At 62.5% G+C, this 23,538-nt stretch carries 17 protein-coding genes; 15 read left to right on the top strand and 2 right to left on the bottom strand.

Features of this window, described 5'->3' with window-relative positions; genetic code table 11:
- Positions 1-205 precede the first annotated feature (205 nt).
- The 12 genes from pilM to eno all read left to right on the top strand — a co-directional run bounded on the left by pilM (position 206) and on the right by eno (position 17,488).
- A complete protein-coding gene (pilM, locus tag L1071_RS00685; RefSeq protein ID WP_246967464.1) occupies positions 206-1,276 on the top strand; it encodes a type IV pilus assembly protein PilM in 1,071 nt (356 codons plus the stop codon).
- Complete coding sequence (locus tag L1071_RS00690) at positions 1,273-1,839, top strand: PilN domain-containing protein (RefSeq protein WP_246967467.1); 567 nt, start codon at positions 1,273-1,275, stop codon at positions 1,837-1,839. The genes pilM and L1071_RS00690 overlap by 4 nt, the downstream gene beginning before the upstream one ends.
- On the top strand, positions 1,836-2,474 hold the full coding sequence (locus L1071_RS00695; protein ID WP_246967470.1) for a type IV pilus inner membrane component PilO: 639 nt from the start codon (positions 1,836-1,838) through the stop codon (positions 2,472-2,474). The genes L1071_RS00690 and L1071_RS00695 overlap by 4 nt, the downstream gene beginning before the upstream one ends.
- Positions 2,467-3,027: a pilus assembly protein PilP gene (locus L1071_RS00700; RefSeq protein WP_246967473.1), complete on the top strand. Its 561-nt coding sequence runs from the start codon at positions 2,467-2,469 to the stop codon at positions 3,025-3,027. Before L1071_RS00695 ends, L1071_RS00700 begins: the two co-directional genes overlap by 8 nt.
- A gap of 30 nt (positions 3,028-3,057) precedes the next feature.
- The gene (locus tag L1071_RS00705) at positions 3,058-5,067 is read left to right on the top strand and encodes a type IV pilus secretin PilQ (RefSeq protein ID WP_246967476.1); all 2,010 of its coding nucleotides are present in this window, start codon (positions 3,058-3,060) and stop codon (positions 5,065-5,067) included.
- Positions 5,067-5,609, top strand: coding sequence for a shikimate kinase AroK (gene aroK / locus L1071_RS00710; RefSeq protein WP_246898765.1), 543 nt, complete (start codon positions 5,067-5,069; stop codon positions 5,607-5,609). The genes L1071_RS00705 and aroK overlap by 1 nt, the downstream gene beginning before the upstream one ends.
- A 2-nt stretch (positions 5,610-5,611) precedes the next feature.
- Positions 5,612-6,733, top strand: a complete 1,122-nt coding sequence (gene aroB / locus L1071_RS00715; protein ID WP_246967479.1) for a 3-dehydroquinate synthase — start codon at positions 5,612-5,614, stop codon at positions 6,731-6,733.
- Between the two features lie 469 nt (positions 6,734-7,202).
- Entirely contained in the window at positions 7,203-11,654 is a 4,452-nt protein-coding gene (gene gltB / locus L1071_RS00720) for a glutamate synthase large subunit (protein ID WP_246967483.1), read from the top strand.
- A 167-nt stretch (positions 11,655-11,821) separates the two neighbouring features.
- The gene (locus tag L1071_RS00725) at positions 11,822-13,240 is read left to right on the top strand and encodes an FAD-dependent oxidoreductase (RefSeq protein WP_246967486.1); all 1,419 of its coding nucleotides are present in this window, start codon (positions 11,822-11,824) and stop codon (positions 13,238-13,240) included.
- Positions 13,241-13,556: 316 nt separating this feature from the next.
- On the top strand, positions 13,557-15,212 hold the full coding sequence (gene pyrG / locus L1071_RS00730) for a CTP synthase (RefSeq protein WP_246967490.1): 1,656 nt from the start codon (positions 13,557-13,559) through the stop codon (positions 15,210-15,212).
- A gap of 9 nt (positions 15,213-15,221) precedes the next feature.
- Positions 15,222-16,073, top strand: a complete 852-nt coding sequence (gene kdsA / locus L1071_RS00735) for a 3-deoxy-8-phosphooctulonate synthase (protein WP_246967493.1) — start codon at positions 15,222-15,224, stop codon at positions 16,071-16,073.
- 119 nt (positions 16,074-16,192) lie between these two features.
- Positions 16,193-17,488 carry a phosphopyruvate hydratase gene (eno, locus tag L1071_RS00740; RefSeq protein WP_246967495.1) on the top strand — a complete coding sequence of 432 codons (1,296 nt, stop codon included), beginning with the start codon at positions 16,193-16,195 and terminating at the stop codon, positions 17,486-17,488.
- 553 nt (positions 17,489-18,041) lie between these two features.
- On the opposite strand, the gene fdxA is transcribed toward eno, so the two are convergent.
- Both fdxA and mutS read right to left on the bottom strand, forming a co-directional pair.
- Entirely contained in the window at positions 18,042-18,365 is a 324-nt protein-coding gene (gene fdxA / locus L1071_RS00745; RefSeq protein WP_246967497.1) for a ferredoxin FdxA, read from the bottom strand.
- 173 nt (positions 18,366-18,538) lie between these two features.
- On the bottom strand, positions 18,539-21,118 hold the full coding sequence (gene mutS, locus L1071_RS00750; protein WP_246967499.1) for a DNA mismatch repair protein MutS: 2,580 nt from the start codon (positions 21,116-21,118) through the stop codon (positions 18,539-18,541).
- Positions 21,119-21,144: 26 nt separating this feature from the next.
- Between mutS and L1071_RS00755 the strand changes: the two genes are divergently transcribed.
- From L1071_RS00755 to L1071_RS00765, 3 genes are all read left to right on the top strand, one after another.
- Positions 21,145-21,801: a CinA family protein gene (locus L1071_RS00755; RefSeq protein WP_378109901.1), complete on the top strand. Its 657-nt coding sequence runs from the start codon at positions 21,145-21,147 to the stop codon at positions 21,799-21,801.
- 138 nt (positions 21,802-21,939) lie between these two features.
- Positions 21,940-23,016 carry a recombinase RecA gene (gene recA / locus L1071_RS00760; protein ID WP_246967501.1) on the top strand — a complete coding sequence of 359 codons (1,077 nt, stop codon included), beginning with the start codon at positions 21,940-21,942 and terminating at the stop codon, positions 23,014-23,016.
- Positions 23,017-23,018: 2 nt separating this feature from the next.
- On the top strand, positions 23,019-23,477 hold the full coding sequence (locus L1071_RS00765; protein ID WP_246967503.1) for a regulatory protein RecX: 459 nt from the start codon (positions 23,019-23,021) through the stop codon (positions 23,475-23,477).
- Positions 23,478-23,538: the final 61 nt, after the last annotated feature.

A 23,538-nucleotide genomic window follows, 5' to 3' on the forward strand; every position in this document is an offset into this window, starting at 1 on the left:
AGAACGCAGCCGCATAGGGGCTAGCGTTGATGCAAATCGACTGTCACGGCAGCATGCATAATGTAACCTTACGCAATGTGGCGTGCCTCATACGATAGTGTGGCACGCTGATAATAAAGCGGCTTGCCTCGGCACAGGGGCAGCGGGTTGGCTCGACGAACGACAATACCGAGCGCCACGCCACGCCGAAGAATATCGCAGGGGTATGACAGTGTGGCGGTTTAAAAAGTCCCAACAAGGCCTTGTAGGGGTAGATATTACCTCAGCCACCGTCAAGTTGATCGAGCTCGATCATACGGGGGCGGGCCAGCGTATCGCCAGCTACGCCGTGCGCCCGTTGCGTGAAGGCGCGGTGGTGGAGCGGCGCATCCGCGATCTCGACGAGGTGGCCGCAACGTTGACGCGTGCGGTCGAGCATGCGCGTCCGTATTCACGGCGTGCGGTGGCGGCGGTGCCCGCGAGTGCCACGATCACCAAGACGTTGACCTACCCGGTGACGCTCAGCGACGACGAGATCGAGGCCCGCATTCAGCTCGAGTCCGAGCGCCATATCCCGTTTCCGCTCAATGAAGTGGCCTTCGATTTCCAGCGCCTGGGGCTCAACGCCCGCTACCCCGATCAACAAGATGTCTTGCTGGTGGCGTGCCGCCTGCAGGACGTCGATCATCTTGCCGACGTTCTTCGCCGTGCCGGCCTCGAGCCCGCCGCGGTCGACGTGGAATCCTTTGCCATGGAGCGTGCGGCCAGTGAGTTGCTGCGTGACGAGGCGCCGTCCGACCAGGCGGGAGACTGTGTTGCGCTGGTCGATATCGGCGCCAACATGAACGCCTTCCATGTGCTCATCGACGGGCGCATCGCCTATACCCGCGATAATGTGCTGGGCGGTCGCCACTTGACCGAGGAGATCCGCAAGCGCTATGGCCTGAGTCTCGAAGAGTCGGGGCTGGCCAAGAAGCGCGGCGGTTTGCCCGAGGATTACGAGCATGAAGTGGTGGTGCCATTCATCGACATGCTGATTCAGCAAATCGGCCGCTCGCTGCAGCTTTATCACACCTCGGGCAAGCCGCGTGATATCCAGCGCCTGATGCTGGCGGGTGGCTCGAGTGTCATTCCGGGGCTGCGTGAACGGCTCGAGGCGCAAAGCGGGCTGGAGGTGGTGATGGCCAACCCGTTCGAGCGTATGCGGGTGGCGTCACGCGTCGACGTGCAGGCGCTTGCCAGCGATGCGCCGGCGATGCTCACTGCGTGCGGCTTGGCGATGAGGGGGCGTCGATGAGTATCGAAATCAACCTGTTGCCGTGGCGAGAGGCGCATCGGCAGCGGCGTACGCGGCGCTTTTACATGGCCTTGATAGGCGTGGCGGTGTTGGCGCTGCTCTGCGCCTTGGGTGTATCGCGCTGGTATCAGGCGGGGATCGATGCCGAACGTGGTCGCCTGGCCCTGATCGAGCGCCGCATGGAAGCACTCGAAAAGGACATCGACACGGTCAAGGACTATCGCCAATTGCGAGGGCGGATGCTCGAACAGATCGGCCTGATCCGTGAGCTGCAATTCAGCCGTCCGCAAACGGTACGCATCTTCGATCAGTTGGCGGCGACGCTGGCCGACGGCGTGTATTACGACCGCCTGGTACGCCATGGCGACCGACTCGAGCTCAGCGGCCTGGCGCGCTCCAATCGACGTGTGTCCGAGCAATTGCGGCAGCTGGCCGCCTCGCCAGACTTCAGGACGCCGGCGCTTTCCGACGTGCAGTCGGGTGACGGCGATGCGGCGTTGAAGCGTTTCAACCTCAGTGTCGAGGCGCGTACGCCTCGCCGTGATGCCGAGGAGGCGCCATGAGTCTGCGCTCACAGTGGCGACAGTTGCGTGAGGTCGAGTGGCGCGACCTGGATCTCAAGGAAGCCGGCACATGGCCGGCGTTGCTGCAGGCGATGTGCCTGGTGGCGCTGTTCCTGGCCATCTTCTGGGTGGCCCAGTGGTACGTCGCCGTGCCGCGCCAGGAGACCCTCGATAGCTTGCAGGGACGCGAGGGCGAACTGCTCCAGGAATACGAAACCCGTGCTTACCAGGCGGCCAATCTCGAGCAGATGCGCATGCAGATGGCGGAGCTCGACACGCGCATGCAGGCATTGCTGAAAATGCTGCCCACCGGCACAGAGATCCCGGCGCTGCTGGATGACATCAGCGATGCGGCGCAGGATCATCGGCTCGCCATCGAATCGATCCGGCTGCGCTCGCCGGTGCCACAAGACTTCTACATCGAGCAGCCCTTCGATATCCAGGTGCGGGGCGGCTATCACGATATTGCCGCCTTCCTGGCCAGCGTGGCGGCATTGCCGCGTATTGTCACCCTGCATGACTTCTCGCTAGTACCGGTGGACGATGGCGATACGCTGCGTCTGTCGATATTGGCACGTACTTACAGCTACCGCGATGACGCTGACCCCAAGGCCGAGGGGCGTGACGATGACTGAATGGCTGACGATTTCCCGGCGCTGGGGTGGTCTGCTTGCGGTGCTGGTCGGCATGGTGTTGCTGAATGGTTGTCGCGATGCCGAGATGACCGCCCTGGACGCGCACCTGGATGCCCTGCGCCAGCGGCCGGAGGGCAATATCGAATCGCTTCCTCCCGCGCCGGTGTATCGCACGGCGCATTATTCGCAGGTCCAGCAGCGCAGCCCGTTCAGTGCCGAGCGCCGCACGCAGGAAGGGACTGCGGCCTCGCCGCAGGGCAATGGCCCCGATCGTCAGCGCCCGCGTGAGCCCCTGGAGCGCTTTTCGCTGGAACGACTCGAGTTGGTGGGAACCTTGACGGTGGGCGGGCAGCCATCGGCCTTGATCCGCGCGCCTGATGGCAACGTTTACCGTCTTTTCGAAGGTCACTATCTGGGGACCGATTTCGGACGTGTCACGGCGATTGATGACGCCGGCGTCGAGCTGGTCGAGCGAGTGCGCGATGGCGGCGGTGCTTGGCGTCAGCGGCAACGCACCCTGGAATTCAACGATTCATCGCAAGCCGCCGAGTGATGGCGGTACGAACAAGTATTGGAGAACCACATGATGCGAACGCTGCGCGACTGGCTGATGGGCGGGCTCTGCCTCGTGGGGCTGGTCGTCTGTGCCCAGGGACAGGCGGCGACGTTGACATCGCTCGACTTCACCCAGCGCGGAGATGGCGGAATCGATGCGCTGCTGGCGTTCGATGGCCCGGCGCCCGAGCCGCATAGCTACCGAAGCGATTCGCCGGCGCAGCTCGTCGTTGACCTGCCGGCAACGCAAAATCAGCTCGAGCAGCGCCGCTTCGGTATCGATCGCGCTGGGTTGCGCGAGGTCAGCGTGGCCGAGACGGGCGAGCGTACGCGTCTGGTGTTCGGTCTCGACGCGCCTTTGCCCTATTCGACCCAGCGTCAGGGGCAGCGTCTTCGTGTGCGCCTGGGCGGGGACACCGCTGAACGCTCTACTGCATTGACGCGCATCCGCGATCTCGATTTTCGGCGTGGCGATAATGGCGGCGGGCGCTTGGTGGTCACGCTCGACCACGGTGGGGTGATGCCCGAAACGGACACCGAAGGTGACACCTTGAAGGTCACGTTGCCCGGTGTGCGGCTGCCTAAAGAGTTGAACAGTATTCTCGACGTCAGCGATTTCGATACGCCGGTGTCGCGCATCGTGCCACAGTCCGACGCGGACGGCGTGACATTGACGCTCGACAATCGCGAGGCCTTTCAGCACCTGGTCACGCAACGCGGCGATCAATTGATCGTGGAGGTACAGCCGCGCGCTGATGATGCGCGTGCGTTAGAGAACGACGCGCAGGAATATGACGGCGAGCCGGTGAGCCTCAATTTTCAGAACATTCAAGTGCGCGAAGTGCTGTCGGTGCTTTCCGACTTTAGCGGGATCAATATCGTCGCCAACGATAGCGTTCAGGGCAGCGTGACGCTCAATCTCAAGAAGGTGCCGTGGGATCAGGCGCTCGATCTGATTCTCAAGAGTCATGGCCTCGCCAGTCGTCGCGAGGGCGATGTGATCGTGGTCGCGCCCGCCGATGAGCTGGCGCAGATGGAGCGCCAGGCGCTGGAAAATCGCGCCCAGTCCCAGCAGTTGGCGCCGCTCAGGACCGAGTACGTGCAGGTGCGTTACGCCAAGGCCACCGATCTCGCCACGATGCTGCGTGGCAGCGAAGGGTTCGGTCTGCTCTCCGAGCGTGGCCGCGTGACGGTCGATGAGCGGACCAATACCTTGCTGGTGCGTGACACGCCCGATCAACTGGCGGGGATCCGTGACATGCTCGACAAGCTCGATGTGCCGGTGCGTCAGGTGCAGATCGAGGCACGCATCGTCATCGCCCGTGATACTGCCTCCCAGGAGTTGGGGGTCAACTGGGGCGTCTCGCAAAGCCAGGGGGTTACCTTCGACGAAGATGGCGTGGGCAGCGTGGTCGATCGCAACCCCAGTGGTGCCAATCGCGGCTCCGCCGGTCTGTCCGTCGATTTGGGCGATAGCGATGGCAGCGGCTCGGCATTCAGCTTCGGTTATCTTTCCGGCGACGTGTTGCTCGACCTGGAATTGCGCGCCCTGGAAAGTGAGGGCAAGAGCCAGACCATTTCCCAGCCCAAGATCATCACTGCCAACCAGAAAAAGGCGGTAATCAAGCAAGGCCAGGAGATCCCCTACCAAGAGTCGACGTCCTCCGGGGCGACCAACGTGGAATTCAAGGAAGCCGTGCTGTCACTCGAGGCCACGCCGCAGATCACTCCCGACGGCAGCATCGTCATGGACTTGCTGATCAACAACGATACCGTCTCCGATAGCAGCTACGATGGCGCGCCGGCGATCGATACCAATTCCATCGAGACCCAGGTGCTGGTGAATGATGGCGAGACCGTGGTGCTGGGCGGCATACTGACGTCTGAGCAATTGCGCAATCTCTACAAGACGCCGCTGCTTGGCGATTTACCGCTCATCGGGTCGTTGTTCCGCTATACCCAGGAATCCAACGAAAAGGTAGAATTGTTGATCTTCATTACTCCCAAGATCATCGGAGACGAACAGGCGAATCGCTGATGCAGGATCTGCCCACGATCATCCTCGTCGGCCCCATGGGCGCGGGGAAAAGCACCATCGGACGCCTGCTGGCAGCCGAGTTGAAGCGCGAGTTTTTCGATAGCGATCACGAAATCGAAGCGCGCTGCGGTGCCAATATTGCCTGGATTTTCGATGTCGAGGGCGAGCGTGGCTTTCGTGATCGTGAAACCCATATGCTGCGGGAGCTGGCCGGCCGCGAGGCCATTGTCCTTGCTACTGGCGGCGGTGCGGTGATGCGCGAGGATAACCGCCAGGCGCTACGTGAGCGTGGCACGGTGGTGTATCTGGCGACCTCGGTCGAACAGCAGATTCGGCGTACGGCCCGCGACCGTAACCGCCCTCTGTTGCGTCAAGGCAATCCCGAGCAGGTGCTGCGCGATCTATTCGCCAAGCGTGATCCGCTTTACCGCGCCACCGCCGATTTGACGGTCCGTACCGACCGGCGCGGACCCAGGGCGGTGGTCAACGAGATCATTCGTCGCACCAAGCGTCTGTCCGATCCACTCGATCTAAAGGCTTGATCATGACCGCTTCGTCCGCATTGCCGTATCAACGTCTGCATGTCGAACTCGATGCCCGGCGCTATCCCATCCATGTCGGTCCGGGGCTGCTCGATGCGCCAGACATGCTGGTGCCGTACCTGGCCGGACGTCAGGTGATGATCGTCACCAACGAGACCGTGGCGCCGCTTTATCTCGAGCGCCTCAAGCGTACGCTGAGCGGTGACGACCGCGACGTGCGCGACGTGCGCGAGGTAATCCTGCCCGATGGCGAGCACACCAAGACTCTGGCCAGTGTCGAGCGCATTTGGGACGCGCTGCTGGCGGCGGGGTTCAATCGGCGTTGCACGCTGGTGGCGCTTGGTGGCGGAGTGATCGGCGACATGGCAGGCTTCGCCGCGGCGTGCTATCAGCGCGGCGTGGCCTTTGTACAGGTGCCGACGACCTTGCTGTCGCAGGTGGATTCCTCGGTGGGCGGCAAGACCGGCGTCAATCATCCGCGCGGCAAGAATATGATCGGCGCCTTCTGGCAGCCGCGCGCGGTATTGATCGATACCGGTACGCTGGCTACGTTGCCGGCCCGTGAGCTCTCCGCAGGACTTGCCGAGGTCATCAAGTACGGCCTGATACAGGATGCCGACTTCCTCGCCTGGCTGGAGGCGCGCATGCCGGCGCTGCGCGGGCTCGATGTCGAGGCGCTCACCGAGGCCATCCTCAGGAGCTGCGCCATCAAGGCGGAGATCGTCGCCCGCGACGAGACCGAACAGGGCCAACGGGCGCTGCTCAACCTGGGGCATACCTTTGGGCACGCCATCGAAGCGCATCAGGGCTATGGCAACTGGCTGCACGGCGAGGCCGTGGGCGCGGGCATGCTGATGGCCGCTGCGTTGTCGCAGCGTCTTGGCTGGCTTGCCGCCGACGACATGGCGCGTGTCGAGACGCTGGTGGCCGATACCGGCCTGCCGGTGACGGCGCCGGCTGCGATGAGTGCCGATGACTTTCTCGCCACCATGCGCCTGGACAAGAAGAATATCGACGACCGCTTACGCCTGGTGCTGTTGTCCAGCCTGGGCGAGGCGTGCGTCTACGACGACACCCCGTCGGATATGCTCGAGTCGCTGCTCGCCGACTTCCCCCGCGCCTGACGCGTGTGTCTCTCCCTTGATCGACGCGTGACGCCTGCCTCTTCGGCAGGCGTTTTGCGTATTCGAAAGGCGTTTTGCGTCGCCCCGCCCGTGTTTGTGCAACGACGGTTTTCACGCGACAATATGCCTGCATCGGCATGCCTCATGCAGGATCGGCATGAGCTGAAGCGATAATGTCGACTAAAGTCGCATGCTTCGGGATTCATGCGTTCCAGCTTGCTAACGCGTTGACATGTCAGGTGTTTTAGCCAAATTATGCGGCTAACCCCGCGATTTTGCGCGGCTTTGAGGCAGAGAGGCGGGTCGTGGAATTGCTTGAGTAGGGGGCAGGGGCTATGCTGGTCGGCCTTTTTCACGTCCGATGCGTCATCGAATGACGAGCTTTTCACCCCTTAAAAATAAAAGATAACCGAAAAGCATAACACGATTATTTCTGGACACAAGTTTTCAAAAATTGTGAGGCACGCCCATGATGAGAGGCCTTCACCAGCCTGGCGAGTTCCGTGACAACTGCGGTTTCGGCTTGATCGCCCACATGGAAGGGCAGGCGAGTCATGACCTGCTCAAGACCGCGATCGAATCCCTGACTTGCATGACCCACCGTGGCGGCATTGCCGCCGACGGCAAGACCGGCGATGGCTGCGGTCTGCTATTCAAGATGCCCAGCGACTTCATGCGTGCCGTGGCCAGCGAGGAGCTGGGCGTCACGCTGGGCGAACGCTTCGCTGTGGGCAGTCTGTTTCTGCCCGATGACGATGCCCGCGAGGCGCATGCGCGAGAGGTACTCGAGGCGCAACTGACGGCACGTGGACTGCGTGTCAGCGGCTGGCGCGAGGTGCCCACCGATGCGTCGGTGTGTGGCCCCATGGCGTTGGAGTGCCTGCCGCGCATTCGTCAGATCTTCGTCGAGGCCGATAGCGAGCGTGACACCCAGGCGTTCAATGTCGACCTGTTCATGGCGCGGCGCTATGCCGAGCAAGCGCTCAAGGATGAAGACGACTTCTATATCTGCTCGTTGTCCACCGAGGTGGTGTCCTACAAGGGCCTGATGATGCCCGCGGACCTGCCCACCTTTTACCGTGATCTGGGCGATGAGCGGTTGCATACGGCGATCTGTGTCTTCCACCAGCGCTTTTCCACCAATACCGCGCCGCGCTGGCCGTTGGCGCAGCCTTTCCGGTTCCTGGCGCACAACGGCGAGATCAACACGGTCGAAGCCAATCGCGGCTGGGCCAACGCGCGCAAGGAAAACTTCCTCTCGCCGTTGCTGCCGGAAATCACCGAACTCGACGAGATCGTCAATACGTCGGGTTCCGACTCTTCGAGCATGGACAACATGCTCGAGGTGTTGCTGACCGGCGGGATGGATCTCTATAACGCCATTCGCATGATGGTGCCGCCGGCCTGGCAGAACGTCGAGACGATGGATGGTGATCTACGCGCCTTCTACGAATACAACTCCATGCACATGGAACCGTGGGACGGCCCCGCCGGTCTGGTGATGACCGATGGCCGCCATGCGGTATGCATGCTCGATCGTAACGGACTGCGCCCGGCGCGCTGGGTGATTACCGAGAATGGCTATATCACTCTGTCCTCCGAGATCGGCGTCTACGACTACAAGCCTGAGGACGTCATCGCCAAGGGCCGCGTGGGACCGGGGCAAATCCTCGCCGTGGACACCCACACCGGCGAGGTGCTGCACACGCCGGATGTCGACGAACGTCTGCGCTCGGCGTACCCCTACCGGCGCTGGCTGAAGCAGCATGCGCATTATCTGGAGTCCGCGCTGACCGAGCTGGCGCGTTTCCAGCCCATGGCCGGCGACAAGCTCAACGTCTACCAGAAGATGTTCCAGGTGACGTTCGAAGAACGCGATCAGCTGCTGCGTCCGCTGGCCGAGGGCGGCCAGGAGGCGGTGGGTTCGATGGGCGACGATACGCCGATGGCGGTGCTGTCGCGTCATGGACGCTTGCTGACCGACTACTTCCGACAGAAGTTCGCCCAGGTCACCAACCCGGCCATCGATCCGCTGCGCGAAGCGATCGTGATGTCGCTGGAAACCTGCTGCGGCGCCGAGTTGAACGTCTTCGAGGCGACCCCCGAACACGCCCACCGCCTGATCTTGACCACGCCGGTGCTCTCGCCGCGCAAGTTCACCGCCTTGGTGACCCAGGAGGACCCGGCATTCGCCAGCCATACGCTGAGCCTGAGTTACGACCCTGAGCGCGAGACGCTCAAGCAGGCGCTGCTCGGCCTGTGTCAACGGGCCGAGGACGCAATTCGCGAGGGCAAGGTGATCCTGGTGCTTTCGGACGCCGACCTGGAGCGCGGCAAGCTACCGATCCATGCCGTGCTCGCGGTGGGGGCGATCCATCATCATCTGGGCCGCAAGGCTTTGCGGCCGCGCGTCAACCTGGTGGTCGAGACCGGTTATGCCCGCGACGCCCATCAGATGGCGGTACTGTTCGGCGTGGGGGCCACGGCGGTGTATCCGTATCTGGCTTACCAGGTCATGGCCGACATGCACAATACCGGCGAGTTGACCGGCAACCCGGCGGACGCCCGTGAAAATTACCGCAAGGGCCTGCAGAAGGGGCTCTACAAGATCCTCTCCAAGATGGGGATCTCGACGCTGGCCTCCTATCGCGGTTCGCAGTTGTTCGAGGCGGTGGGGTTGTCGTCTGAAGTCATGGAGATGTGCTTCACCGGCATGGCGTCGCGTATCGAAGGCGCCGGCTTCGCCGAGCTGCAACTGCAGCAGGAACTGCTGGCCCGTGACGCCTGGATTCCGCGCAAGGGAATTCGTCAGGGCGGTCTGGTGAAGTACGTGCACGATCATGAATACCACGCCTACAACCCGGACGTGGTCATGCAACTGCAGGGCGCAGTGCAAAGCGGCGACTACGCCAAGTGGAAGCAGTTCGCACAGACTGTCAATGAGCGCTCGGTGGCCACTCTCCGCGACCTTCTGACGCTCAAGCCAGCCCCCGAACCGTTGCCGCTCGATGAAATCGAACCGGTCGAGAATCTGCTGCCGCGCTTCGACAGTGCCGGGATGTCGCTTGGCGCACTGTCACCCGAGGCTCATGAGGCGATGGCGCAAGCCATGAACGAGACCGGCGGGCGCTCCAACTCCGGCGAGGGCGGCGAGGACCCGGCGCGCTACGGGACGATTCGTAGCTCCAAGATCAAGCAGATCGCCTCCGGGCGCTTTGGCGTGACGCCGGCCTATCTGGTCAACGCCGAGGTGCTGCAGATCAAGGTCGCGCAGGGCGCCAAGCCCGGTGAGGGCGGCCAGTTGCCTGGCGGCAAGGTCAACGAACTGATCGCTCGGCTACGCTATGCGGTGCCCGGGGTGACGCTGATTTCGCCGCCGCCGCACCACGACATCTATTCCATCGAGGACCTGGCGCAGCTGATCTTCGACTTGAAGCAGGTCAACCCCGCGGCCCAGGTCTCGGTCAAGCTGGTCTCCGAGCCGGGCATCGGCACCATCGCCACCGGCGTGGCCAAGGCTTACGCCGATTTGATCACCGTTTCCGGCTACGACGGCGGCACGGCGGCGAGTCCGCTGACCTCGATCAAGCATGCCGGCAGCCCGTGGGAACTGGGCCTGCCCGAGGTGCATCAGGCGCTGCGTATCAACGGCCTGCGCGACAAGATTCGCCTGCAGACCGATGGCGGCCTGAAGACTGGCCTCGACGTGGTCAAGGCGGCGATTCTCGGCGCCGAGAGCTTCGGTTTCGGCACCGCGCCGATGGTGGCGCTGGGGTGCAAATACCTGCGTATCTGCCACCTCAACAACTGCGCCACCGGCGTCGCCACTCAGCACCAGCATCTGCGCGACGAGCATTTCCGCGGCACCGTGGACATGGTCAAGCACTACTTTCGCTTCATCGCCGAGGAAGTCCGCGAGCTGATGGCACTGCTCGGTGTGCGTCAGTTGCCCGACCTGATCGGGCGCACCGATCTGCTCGAGATCCTCGAGGGCGAGACGGCGTCCCAGCGCAAGCTCGATTTGATGCCGTTGTTGCAGAACGATCATGTCCCCAAGGACGCGCCGCAGTTCTGCCAGATCGGTCGTAACGAGCCGCACGATCCAGGCGCCAAGAACCAGGAAATGCTGGAGGCGCTGTTGCCGGCCATCGAGGCCAAATCGGGTGGTGAGTTCCACTTCCAGATCACCAACTGCGACCGCAGTGTGGGGGCTCGAGCCTCCGGCGAGATCGCCAAGCGCTACGGCGAGAGCGGGCTTGAAGACGCGCCGATCGCTGCGCGTTTCACCGGTGTGGCCGGGCAGAGCTTCGGGGTGTGGAACGCGCGTGGCCTGCAGCTCTATCTCGAAGGTGATGCCAACGATTATGTCGGCAAGGGCATGAACGGTGGCAAGGTGGTCATCGTGCCGCCTCGCGAGAGCCGCTTCGAAAGCCACAAGACGGCGATCATCGGCAACACTTGTCTATACGGCGCGACTGGCGGCAAGCTGTTCGCGGCGGGCACGGCGGGCGAACGCTTCGCGGTGCGCAACTCCGGTGTGCATGCGGTCATCGAGGGCGCTGGCGATCACTGCTGCGAATACATGACCGGGGGCCTGGTCGCGGTGCTCGGCGAGACCGGCATCAACTTCGGGGCGGGCATGACCGGCGGGTTCGCGTATGTACTCGATGAAGATCGCACCTTTGTCGACAAGTACAACCACGAGCTGGTCGAGATCCATCGCATCAATACCGAGGTCATGGAAGCCTACCGGCGCCACCTGCGGGAGATGCTCGAGGAATACGTCGCCGAAACCGGCTCCGCGCGGGGCGCGGCGATCCTCGAGGACTTCTCCGACTTCATCCGCCATTTCTGGTTGGTGAAGCCCAAGGCGGCGAACCTCAACGGTCTGCTGGCCCAGTCCCGGCGTCAGCCGGAATAAGAGTCGGCGTCAGCCGGAATAGGCATCGGCGTCAGCCGAAATAAGAGCTGGCGTCAGCCGGATTAAGAGCCGTTGGCGGCCAGCATAAGCGCCGTTGGCGGCCGGAGTCAGAGCCGTCGGCGGCCCGAGTAGCGCCTGCTGCTCGCTGAATATCAGGAGAGACGACCATGGCAAACCGTCTGAATAACGATTTCCAGTTTATCGATGTCGGCCGGCAGGATCCGCAGAAGAAAGAAGCGCGCGCCCGGGCGCGCGAATTCGCCGAGATCTACGAGCCTTACAAGCCCAGCGAGGCGGCCAGCCAGGCGCATCGCTGCCTGCATTGCGGCAACCCGTATTGCGAGTGGAAGTGCCCGGTCCACAATTACATTCCCAACTGGTTGAAGCTGGTCAGTGAGGGCAACATCCTCGAGGCGGCGGAGATGTCTCACCTCACCAACTCGCTACCCGAAGTGTGCGGTCGCGTGTGCCCACAGGATCGCCTCTGCGAGGGTGACTGCACGCTCAACGATGGCTTCGGCGCGGTGACTATCGGCTCGGTGGAGAAGTACATCACCGATACGGCTTTCGCCATGGGCTGGCGCCCGGACATGTCCAAGGTCGATTGGACCGACAAGCGCGTAGCGGTGATCGGTGCCGGCCCGGCGGGGTTGGGCTGTGCCGATATTCTGGTGCGTAACGGCGTCAAACCGGTGGTGTTCGACAAACATCCCGAAATCGGCGGGCTGCTGACCTTCGGCATTCCCGAGTTCAAGCTCGAAAAGAATGTCATGAAGCGGCGCCGTGCGGTGTTCGAAGAGATGGGCATCGAATTCCGCCTGGGCGTGGAAATTGGCGGCGATGTGTCCCATGAGGCACTGCTCGACGAGTTCGATGCCGTGTTCATGGGCATGGGCACCTACAAGTACATGGAAGGCGGCTTTCCTGGCGAGGATCTGCCGGGTGTCCACAAGGCGCTGGATTTCCTGGTCGCCAACGTCAATCACTGCCTGGGCTTCGAGAAGGATCCTGACGATTACGTGTCGCTCGAAGGCAAGCGCGTCGTGGTGCTGGGCGGCGGCGATACGGCGATGGACTGCAACCGCACCTCGATCCGTCAGGGGGCGGAGAGTGTGACCTGCGCTTATCGTCGCGATGAGGACAATATGCCGGGATCGCGCAAGGAGGTGGCCAATGCTCGCGAGGAGGGGGTGGACTTTTTGTTCAACCGTCAGCCGGTGGCGATTGTCGGCGAGGACAAGGTCGAAGGCGTCAAGCTGGTGCGCACACGTCTCGGTGAGCCGGATGCCAACGGGCGGCAGCGCCCCGAGGTGGTGCCGGGCTCGGAAGAAGTGTTCGCCGCCGATGCGGTGATCATCGCCTTCGGTTTTCAGCCCAACCCTGCCGAGTGGTTCGACACGGTGGGCATCGACCTCGACGAGCGCGGCCGCGTCAAGGCGCCGGCTCAGGGGGGCTTCGCCTTCCAGACCAGTCATGAAAAGATCTTCGCCGGTGGCGACATGGTGCGCGGCTCGGACCTGGTGGTCACCGCCGTCTACGAAGGCCGTCAGGCCGGTGAGGGTATCCTCGATTACCTCGGCGTGTGATGCTTGAGCTCGGGGCCACGAGCAGGATGGAGTCATCATTGTCTGATGTGGGAGCGAATTCATTCGCGATTCAGCGCGGTCGAAACCATCGGGAATAAATTCCCTCCCACAAAGGCCTAGTGCTACCCATCGGGAATAAATTCCCTCCCACCAGGACCACTGCCATCTGGCCTGGTTTCGTGGGAGCGAATTTATTCGCGATAGCCTGTCCTGCCCGAAGCTCAAATTGAGCGTTGTGGGCGAATCTGCTATTCTGGCGTCCCATCCAGGCCCGGTTTTCTCCACGGCCTTCAGATCACGTTTCGACAGGTTTTCCATGACGCGATATATCTTCGTGACCGGTGGTGTTGTGTCCTCACTCGGCAAGGGCATCGCCTCCGCCTCCCTCGCGGCGATCCTCGAGGCGCGCGGCCTCAAGGTCACCATCCTCAAGCTGGATCCATACATCAATGTCGACCCTGGCACGATGAGCCCGTTCCAGCACGGCGAGGTGTTCGTCACCGAAGATGGCGCCGAGACCGATCTCGATCTGGGACATTACGAGCGGTTCATCCGTACCAAGATGACCCAGAGCAACAACTTCACCACCGGGCGCGTTTACGAAAGCGTGCTGCGCAAGGAGCGCCGCGGCGATTATCTGGGTGGGACCGTGCAGGTGATTCCGCATATCACCGACGAGATCAAGCGCCGCGTGTATGAAGGCGGCGAGGGATTCGATGTCGCGCTGGTGGAAATCGGTGGCACGGTGGGGGATATCGAATCGCTGCCATTTCTCGAGGCGACGCGTCAGATCCGTAGCGAGAAGGGCGCCAGCCAGGCACTCTTCATGCATCTCACGTTGGTGCCCTATATCAAGACGGCTGGCGAGACCAAGACCAAGCCGACTCAGCACAGCGTCAAGGAGTTGCGCTCCATCGGTATCCAGCCGGATATCCTCATCTGCCGCAGCGAAGTCGAGCTCGAGGAGAGCGAGCGGCGCAAGATCGCGCTGTTCACCAACGTCGAGGAGCGCGCGGTGGTGCCGTTGCAGGATGCCGATACCATCTATCGCATCCCGCTGATGCTGCACGAGCATGGCCTGGACGAGATCATCTGCGACAAGCTGCGCCTCGAGGCCGACGAGGTCGATCTCGGCGAATGGGTGCACGTCCTGGATGCCAAGCTGAATCCTCTGAAGTCGGTCAATATCGCCATGGTCGGCAAGTACATGGAGCTTCTCGACGCTTACAAGTCGCTCAACGAGGCGTTGATCCATGCCGGCATTCAGGGGCGGGTCAAGGTCAACATCGACTATATCGACTCCGAAGACATCGAGCGTCACGGTACCGAGCGTCTCGCCGGCAAGGATGCGATTCTGGTCCCCGGCGGCTTCGGTGAACGTGGCGTGGAAGGCAAGATCGCCACCGCCCGTTATGCCCGCGAAAACAAGGTGCCGTATCTGGGCATCTGTCTGGGCATGCAGGTAGCCGTCATCGAATATGCGCGCCATGTCGCGGGTTGGGCGGATGCCAACTCCACCGAATTCACCCACGACACGCAGCATCCGGTGGTGGGGCTGATTACCGAATGGGTCAATCCCGAGGGCAAGATCGAGCTGCGTGATGCGGCCTCCGACCTGGGCGGTACCATGCGCCTCGGCGGTCAGGTATGTCACCTCAAGCCGGGAACCCTAGCGCATGCGGCCTATGGCCTGGAAGACATTACCGAACGCCATCGTCATCGCTTCGAGGTTAATAACCAGTTCGTCGAGGCGCTGGAAGACGCCGGCCTGGTGATTTCCGGCAAGAGCGCCGACCACTCCCTGGTGGAAATGATCGAGCTGCCCGATCACCCCTGGTACGTGGCGTGCCAGTTCCACCCGGAATTCACTTCCACCCCGCGCGATGGGCATCCGCTGTTCTCCGGCTTCATCAACGCCGCGCTGGAGTACAAGGCGGCGGTCGCACGGGCGCGTGCACAACAGCAGAACTGAGGAAGCGCTATGGCCGAGACATCCAAACACATCGAGTTTGCCGGCCTGAGGGCCGGCAATTCATTGCCGCTGACGCTGTTTGGCGGAATGAACGTGCTCGAGTCCCGCGAGATGGCCCTGGAAGTCGCCGAGGCGTATGTCGAGGTGACGCAGCGCCTGGGCATTCCCTATGTGTTCAAGTCGAGTTTCGACAAGGCCAATCGCAGCTCGATTCACTCGTATCGCGGCCCGGGCCTGGAAAAGGGTCTCGAGTGGCTTGACGAGATCAAGTCGCGCTTTGGCGTGCCGGTGATTACTGACGTTCACGAACCCTGGCAGGCCAAGCCGGTGGCCGAAGTGGCGGATGTCATTCAGTTGCCGGCCTTCCTGGCCCGCCAGACCGATCTGGTGGTGGCGTTAGCCGAGACCGGTGCGGCGATCAACATCAAGAAGCCGCAGTTCATCGCCCCGCATGAGATGCGTCATATCATTCGCAAATGCGAGGAAGCCGGCAATTCGCGGTTGATACTCTGCGAACGCGGTTCCAGCTTCGGCTACAACAATCTGGTGGTCGATATGCTGGGCTTGGGTGAAATGAAGAAGACGGGCTACCCGGTTTTCTTCGATGTCACGCATGCGTTGCAGCAACCGGGTGGCCGCGCCGATAGCGCCGACGGTCGTCGTGCACAAGTCGCCGAGCTGGCGCGTGCGGGCGTTGCGGTTGGGCTTGCGGGGCTGTTCCTCGAGGCGCACCCCGACCCTGACAACGCCAAGTGCGACGGCCCTTGCGCCTTGCCCCTGAATCGCCTCGAGGGCTTTTTGAGCCAACTCAAGTCGATCGACGAACTGGTCAAGGGGTTTGCCCCCCTGGAAATCGACTGAGACACCGACGCATGCGATAGTCGAGTACACGACGAGCGGAGCCGCCCGTAGCGGTCAACGCGACCGCTACCCTCTCGATATGCTGAAACGACCCATCGTTAACACGAGGATGACTCGCAATGGCTGAGATCAAAGATATCCACGCCCTCGAGGTGCTGGACTCCCGCGGCAATCCAACCGTTCAGGCTGATGTAGTGCTGGCGAGTGGCGTACGTGGCACGGCCTGCGCGCCGAGCGGCGCCTCCACCGGCTCACGCGAGGCGCTTGAGCTGCGCGACGGCGATGCTGCGCGCTATCTGGGCAAGGGCGTACTCAAGGCGGTCGAAGCCGTCAATGGCAAGATTCGCGACGCCCTGCTGGGCAAGGACGCGCTCGATCAGCGCGGTCTGGATAACGCCATGCTCGAACTGGACGGCACCGACAACAAGGGTAGCCTCGGCGCCAACGCCATCCTCGCCGTGTCGCTCGCCGCTGCCAAGGCGGCCGCCATCGAGAAGGGCGTGCCACTCTACGCGCACATCGCCGAGCTGTACGGCCAGCCAGGCCAGTTCCGCATGCCGGTGCCGATGATGAATATCCTCAATGGCGGCGAGCATGCCGACAACAACGTCGATATTCAGGAATTCATGATCCAGCCGGTGGGCGCGCCTGACTTCCGTGAAGCGCTGCGCATGGGCGCCGAAATCTTCCATACCCTGAAGAAAGTGCTCGCCGCACGCGGTCTGTCGACCTCGGTGGGCGACGAGGGCGGTTTCGCTCCCGACCTGGCCTCCAATGCCGAGGCGTTGGCGGTGATCCAGGAGGCCGTGGAAAAGGCCGGCTACACCTTGGGCAAGGACGTGACCCTGGCGTTGGATTGTGCCTCCTCGGAATTCTATCAGGACGGTCAGTACAACCTCTCGGGTGAGGGCAAGTCCTACGACGCGACAGGCTTCGTCGACTATCTCGCAGCGCTGTGCGATCAATACCCGATCGTCTCCGTCGAGGACGGCATGGACGAGTCCGATTGGGCCGGCTGGAAAGCCCTGACCGACAAGCTGGGCGACAAGATTCAACTGGTGGGCGATGACTTGTTCGTCACCAACACGCACATCCTGAAGCGTGGCATCGACGAGCACATCGGCAACTCCATCCTCATCAAGTTCAACCAGATCGGTTCGCTTTCCGAGACGCTGGATGCCATCAAGATGGCGCAGGACGCCGGCTTCACCGCGGTCATCTCGCATCGCAGCGGCGAGACCGAGGACACCACCATCGCCGACCTGGCCGTAGGGACATCCGCCGGCCAGATCAAGACCGGCTCGCTGTGCCGCAGCGACCGAGTGGCCAAGTACAACCGCTTGCTGGTCATCGAGCAGGCCTTGGGAAGCCAGGCTGTCTATCCTGGCTTGGCCGCAATCAAGGGCCAGGGCTGACGCCGAACGCAAAGCGCACGTCTATGACATCTCGGTTGTAGCACCCACGGCGGCCTTCAGGGCCGCCGTGGGTGTTTTGGGGTAAGCATTATCTCCATTTTTTGTAAGAGATTTCCTACAAAAAGTGCCCTCGATATGTGATAAATCGCGATAATCGGCGCGATAGATACACTTTCTAATGGTTTATCTTTATGTTTTTAAAGATAATTTTTTGTTCTTCGGTGCCTGCCTGCTACAGATCGAGGGCCAAATGACCTGCTTGTCGCGACGGGAAGCTTTGGTAACAATGCATCGCACAGGATGAGCAAAGGCATTGCTTACCTGGAGGCAGATTGGGATGCAGCAGGGTGCGCCTGTCGTGGAGGGAGCCCATGGCAGGCATGGAGCGCACCTAGGGAGTCGAGCGGAGGGAGCCGCTCAGGGATGAATGGGATGCAGCGGCCTTCGGGCCGCTTTTTTTTGTCTTGCCGTTGCCTGCCTTCTCGACCAAAAAAAGCCGGCCTTGTCGAAAGGCCGGCGTTGCGTGGCGCGCCGAGGACGTTGGCAACCAGCGTCAGCGTTCGAGATATTGCCGCTTGTCGGCACTGCCGTCCCACTGCTCCGCCTCGGGCAGAGGATCCTTCTTCTCGCTGATGTTGGGCCAGACCTCGGAAAGCTCGGCATTGAGCTCGGTAAAGTCCTTCTGATCATCCGGCAGTTCATCCTCCGAATATATCGCCTCAGCCGGACACTCAGGCTCGCACAGCGCGCAGTCGATACACTCGTCAGGGTGAATCACCAGAAAATTGGGCCCTTCGTAGAAGCAGTCCACGGGACAGACTTCGACGCAGTCGGTGTATTTGCAGCGAATGCAGTTTTCGGTGACGACGAATGTCATGGGGATCTCCTGAATCTCGGTCGCGACAGCGCCCAAGGGTGACAGTACGGTTATAAACGGGCGGCGATTTATAATGGCATATTCTAATGGCGCCACATTTTAGTCGTGCCCCCGGCGCGCGGGCAAGCGAGTACCACAAACGTTTTGGAATGGCCTCATAGCCAAACGCATCTTCAGCATTGCTCGCGCCACTCATAGAGCAAGGCCATGGCCTGGCGTGGGGAAAGATCGTCGAGGTCGAGCTTTTCCAGAGCCTCGATGACCGGATGCGGCGCACTGGCAAAAAGATCTGCTTGCTGCGGTTTGGGCGCGTCGCTCTCGTGGATGGCGCCACGAGTACCGGCTTGGTGAACTTCCTGCTGCTCCAGGGTGGCGAGCTTCTCGCGTGCCCGTGCCACGACGCGTGGCGGTACGCCAGCGAGCTGTGCGACCTGCAGGCCGTAGCTCTGGCTCGCGGGCCCTTCCTCGACACGGTGCATGAAGACGATGCCGTCCTGATGTTCGGCGGCCGTCAGATGCACGTTGGCCACGCCGTCGTAGGGTTCCGTCAGCGCGGTCATCTCGAAGTAGTGTGTGGCAAAGAGCGTGAACGCACGCCGCTCGACCAGGTGCTCGGCGCTGGCCCACGCCAGTGAGAGGCCGTCGAAGGTGCTGGTGCCGCGACCGATCTCATCCATCAGTACCAGACTGTGCTCGGTAGCATTGTGCAGGATGGTGGCGGTTTCGGTCATCTCCACCATGAAAGTCGAGCGGCCGCCGGCGAGGTCATCGCTGGAGCCGATACGCGTGAAGATGCGATCCACGGGGCCGATTTCGGCATCGTCGGCGGGCACACAACTGCCGGTATGCGCGAGCAGTGCGATCAAAGCCGCCTGGCGCATGTAGGTCGACTTCCCGCCCATGTTGGGCCCGGTGATGACCAGCAAGCGCCGCGTTTCGTCGAGCGTCAGGTCGTTGGGCACGAACGGATGGTCGCTGACGTGCTCGACCACGGGATGACGCCCGCCATGAATGCGCAGGCCAGGCTGATCGCTCAGCCGGGGACGGACGAAATCCAGCGCCAGGGCGCGTTCGGCGAAACATGCGAGCACATCGAGGGTCGCCAGCGCGCGTGCCGTGCCCTGCAGCGCTTGCAGGTCGACGTTGAGTGTTTCCAGCAAGCCGTCGTAGAGGAGCTTTTCGCGGGCCAGTGAGCGCGACTTGGCCGAGAGTGCCTTGTCCTCGAATTCTTTGAGCTCGGGGATGATGAAGCGTTCGGCGTTTTTCAGCGTCTGGCGACGAATATACTCGGCCGGCGCTTCGCGAGCCTGGGCGCGGGGGATCTCGATGAAGTAACCGTGGACGCGGTTGTAGCCGACCTTGAGGCCGGCCAGACCGGTGCGTTCGCGCTCGCGGGTCTCGAGCTCGACCAGGTAGTCGCCGGCATGCTCGGCCAGGCCACGGTATTCGTCGAGCTCCTCGTCGAAACCGGTGGCGATGACTCCGCCGTCGCGGATCACCACGGGCGGGTTGTCCATCAGTGCCCGGGTTAGCGTCTCGGCCAATTCGGGGTACGGCCGGATATGGCGCTTGAGTTCGTCGATGGCGGTGCCATCGTCGAGCTCGGCCAGGTCGCGTTCCAGCGCCGGCAGGGCGTTGAGGGCATCGCGCAAGCGTGCCAGGTCGCGGGGCCGGGCGCTGTAGAGGGCCACGCGGGCAAGGATGCGCTCGACGTCGCCGATCGCCTTGAGCGGCTCGCGCAGGGCAGCATAACGATCGTCGTCGATGAGACTCTGTACCGCCGCCTGACGCGCCTGGACCTGGGCGGTATCGCGCAGTGGCCGGTTCAGCCAGCGCTTCAACTGGCGCGACCCCATGGCCGTGGCGGTGGTATCCAGCACGCTGGCCAGCGTGTTCTCGACGCCGCCGCCGAGGTTGATATCGATCTCGAGATTGCGGCGGCTGGCGGCGTCGATCACCACCGCCTCGTCGCGATTTTCCACGGCGATGCCGGTGACGTGGGGCAGGCGCGAGCGCTGGGTATCGCGGGCGTAGTCGATGAGCACGCCGGCGGCGGTCAGCGCGGTGGTCAGGTGCGCGCAGCCGAAGCCGCGCAAGTCGGCCACGCCGAATTGATCGCACAGCAAGCGCTGAGCGCTCTCCAGATCGAACAGCCAATCGCCCTGACGGCGAAAGCCGGGACGCTCGGCGAGGGCGGGCGGTAGCGAAAGACTCTCTGCGGCGAGCAGTTCGGCGGGGTCGAGGCGCTGGATCTCGGACAGCAGGTCGCTTTCGCCATCGACTTCGAGCACGCTGAAATGGCCGCTGGAAAGCTCCAGCCAGGCCAGGCCCCAGCGCTCGCCGTGAGGATGCACGGCAAGCACGAGATTGTCGCGGCGCGCGTCGAGCAAGGCTTCATCGTGCAGAGTGCCGGGCGTGACGATGCGCACGACCTGACGATCCACGGGTCCCTTGGCCGTGCTGGGGTCGCTCATCTGCTCGCAGATGGCCACCGATTCCCCGGATTTGACCAGCCGCGCCAGATAGCCTTCGGCGCTATGATACGGCACACCGGCCATGGGAATAGGCTTGCCCGCCGATTGGCCACGTTGGGTCAGGGTTATATCGAGCAATTGGGCGGCGCGCTTGGCGTCTTCATAAAACAGCTCGTAGAAATCGCCCATGCGATAGAAGAGCAGCACCTCGGGATGCTCGCGCTTGATCTTCAGGTACTGGGCCATCATCGGCGTATGCTGGGCAGAGGCCTGGCTCATGCGAATCCTTGTCGTGCCGGTGGCTGATGTTGCCAAATGGGATCAAGGCGACGCGACGCTGGACGCGCCTGCAAACGTTCGCCAAAGCCTCTATTCTACGCATTCGGGTGGGCGGCGTCAGTGGCATGCCGCTCAAGATGGCAACCGGGGGACATGACATGGCGGTGACGCTGACAGCATGGCAAGCTTTTTCGCTCGAGGCATTGTCCGAGCGCCTGGGGCGCGCCTGTCTCGCGGCGAATGCCAGCGTGACGGCGGCGGAGTCCTGCACCGGCGGCGGTGTGGCCAGTGCGATTACCGATATTGCCGGCAGCTCCGCGTATTTCGAGACCGGCTACGTGACCTATGCCAATGGCGCCAAGCAGCGGCTATTGGGTGTGCGTGACGCGACCCTTGCCGAGCACGGAGCGGTCAGTGCCGAAACCGTGGTCGAAATGGTGGCGGGGGCGTGTCGCGACAGTGGTGCCACGCTGGGTGTGGCGATCAGCGGTATCGCCGGCCCTGGTGGCGGTAGCCCCGGCAAGCCGACAGGCACGATATGGTTTGCCTGGGGCGATGAGCGGCAACAGGAAGTAGAATGCCATCACCTGGCAGGATCGCGTAGTGAAGTGCGTCACCAGGCAGTACGCGTGGCGTTGATCGGCCTGATCGACAGGTTTGAGAAAATGGTATCGACAGCGTGATATCGGGTGAAAAGCAGAGGTAGGCGGCGAGGAATTTTTTCGTCATACTACTGTCTAGTCATACAGTATTTCGCGGTCGGCGCCGACATGCGTTTGTGCCGCCGTGCGAGCTTCGACGTCCTTCGATAGGAGACCTTCATGGCACAGGACGACAACCGTTCCAAGGCACTCAACGCAGCGCTTTCCCAGATCGAGCGCCAGTTCGGCAAGGGCGCCGTGATGCGTCTTGGAGATACGCCGCGCGTGGCGCTGCCCGCCGTATCCACCGGATCGCTGGGGCTGGATATTGCGCTTGGCGTGGGCGGCTTGCCGCTGGGTCGCGTGGTCGAGATCTTCGGCCCCGAATCCTCGGGCAAGACCACCATGACACTGTCGGTGATCGCTCAGGCACAAAAGCAAGGCAAGACCTGTGCCTTCGTCGATGCCGAGCACGCGCTGGACCCCAGCTACGCCGAAAAGCTGGGTATCAACCTCGACGATCTGCTGGTCTCGCAGCCGGATACCGGTGAACAGGCACTGGAAATCTGCGACATGCTGGTACGCTCCGGCGGTGTCGATGTGATCGTCGTCGATTCGGTTGCGGCCCTCACGCCGCGTGCCGAGATCGAGGGCGAAATGGGCGATGCCCACGTGGGTCTACAGGCCAGGTTGATGTCCCAGGCGTTGCGCAAGATCACCGGCAACATCAAGAACGCCAACTGCATGGTGATGTTCGTCAACCAGATCCGCATGAAGATCGGCGTGATGTTCGGGAGTCCCGAGACCACCACCGGCGGCAACGCGCTGAAGTTCTACTCCAGCGTACGCCTCGATATCCGCCGTACCGGCTCGGTGAAGCAGGGCGACGAAGTGACCGGTAACGAAACCCGCGTCAAGGTCGTCAAGAACAAGGTTGCGCCGCCGTTCCGTCAGGCCGAGTTCCAGATCCTCTATGGCAAGGGCATCTACCATGCCGGCGAGGTCGTTGATCTCGGGGTACAGCAAGGCTTGGTCGACAAGGCGGGTGCCTGGTATAGCTACCAAGGCAGCAAGATCGGTCAAGGCAAGGCCAACGCCGCTCAGTTCCTCGAAGACAATCCGGCGATCATGGACGAGATCGAAACCGAGATTCGCGCGCGGTTGCTGTCCACGCCGAAGGCGGAGGAGGACAAGCCGGCGGAAGGCGCGAGTGAAGATAAGGCCGCAGCGACCCAGGACGACGATAGCCTGTTGTAACCATGGATAAGCAAGAGACGACACCGCGCGACGATGCCATCCGCCTGCTGGCACGTCGCGACTACTCGCAGGCTGAGCTGGTGTCGCGGCTGACGACGCGGGGGCATGAACGTGCCGACATCGCGTTGGCGCTGGATGGCCTGGCCGAGCAAGGCTTGCAGTCCGATGCACGCTTCGCCGAGCAATTCGTGCGGTCGCGCTTGTTTCGGGGCCAGGGGGAAATGAAGATTCGCGCCGAGTTGAGTTCGCGTGGTGTCACCGACGAGATGGCGCGCGAGGCACTCGACGGCGAGGCCCCCGATTGGCATCGTCTGGCGTGCGAGGCCTTGGCCAAGCGCTTCGACTCACCCGGCCGCGAGCCGCGTGAACGTGCCAAGCGCGAGCGGTTTCTGGCCTCCCGTGGGTTCGATTTCGATCAGGTGCGTCATGCCATGGCGCATGCCTGGAATATGGACCATTAGCGCGCCTACCACCATGCGTGTACCTTCCACCGGTATGCTGGCACCTCTTTAGTCCCCCGCC

It is taken from the genome of Chromohalobacter sarecensis, assembly GCF_023061135.1.
Taxonomy (GTDB): Bacteria; Pseudomonadota; Gammaproteobacteria; order Pseudomonadales; family Halomonadaceae; genus Chromohalobacter; species Chromohalobacter sarecensis.

What these genes read in the sequence shown, in the direction of transcription:
- pilM (WP_246967464.1), top strand. Translation starts at nt 206, where the DNA reads ATGACAGTGTGGCGGTTTAAAAAGTCCCAACAAGGCCTTGTAGGGGTA.
- L1071_RS00690 (WP_246967467.1), top strand. Translation starts at nt 1,273, where the DNA reads ATGAGTATCGAAATCAACCTGTTGCCGTGGCGAGAGGCGCATCGGCAG.
- L1071_RS00695 (WP_246967470.1), top strand. Translation starts at nt 1,836, where the DNA reads ATGAGTCTGCGCTCACAGTGGCGACAGTTGCGTGAGGTCGAGTGGCGC.
- L1071_RS00700 (WP_246967473.1), top strand. Translation starts at nt 2,467, where the DNA reads ATGACTGAATGGCTGACGATTTCCCGGCGCTGGGGTGGTCTGCTTGCG.
- L1071_RS00705 (WP_246967476.1), top strand. Translation starts at nt 3,058, where the DNA reads ATGATGCGAACGCTGCGCGACTGGCTGATGGGCGGGCTCTGCCTCGTG.
- aroK (WP_246898765.1), top strand. Translation starts at nt 5,067, where the DNA reads ATGCAGGATCTGCCCACGATCATCCTCGTCGGCCCCATGGGCGCGGGG.
- aroB (WP_246967479.1), top strand. Translation starts at nt 5,612, where the DNA reads ATGACCGCTTCGTCCGCATTGCCGTATCAACGTCTGCATGTCGAACTC.
- gltB (WP_246967483.1), top strand. Translation starts at nt 7,203, where the DNA reads ATGATGAGAGGCCTTCACCAGCCTGGCGAGTTCCGTGACAACTGCGGT.
- L1071_RS00725 (WP_246967486.1), top strand. Translation starts at nt 11,822, where the DNA reads ATGGCAAACCGTCTGAATAACGATTTCCAGTTTATCGATGTCGGCCGG.
- pyrG (WP_246967490.1), top strand. Translation starts at nt 13,557, where the DNA reads ATGACGCGATATATCTTCGTGACCGGTGGTGTTGTGTCCTCACTCGGC.
- kdsA (WP_246967493.1), top strand. Translation starts at nt 15,222, where the DNA reads ATGGCCGAGACATCCAAACACATCGAGTTTGCCGGCCTGAGGGCCGGC.
- eno (WP_246967495.1), top strand. Translation starts at nt 16,193, where the DNA reads ATGGCTGAGATCAAAGATATCCACGCCCTCGAGGTGCTGGACTCCCGC.
- fdxA (WP_246967497.1), bottom strand. Translation starts at nt 18,365, where the DNA reads ATGACATTCGTCGTCACCGAAAACTGCATTCGCTGCAAATACACCGAC.
- mutS (WP_246967499.1), bottom strand. Translation starts at nt 21,118, where the DNA reads ATGAGCCAGGCCTCTGCCCAGCATACGCCGATGATGGCCCAGTACCTG.
- L1071_RS00755 (WP_378109901.1), top strand. Translation starts at nt 21,145, where the DNA reads ATGTTGCCAAATGGGATCAAGGCGACGCGACGCTGGACGCGCCTGCAA.
- recA (WP_246967501.1), top strand. Translation starts at nt 21,940, where the DNA reads ATGGCACAGGACGACAACCGTTCCAAGGCACTCAACGCAGCGCTTTCC.
- L1071_RS00765 (WP_246967503.1), top strand. Translation starts at nt 23,019, where the DNA reads ATGGATAAGCAAGAGACGACACCGCGCGACGATGCCATCCGCCTGCTG.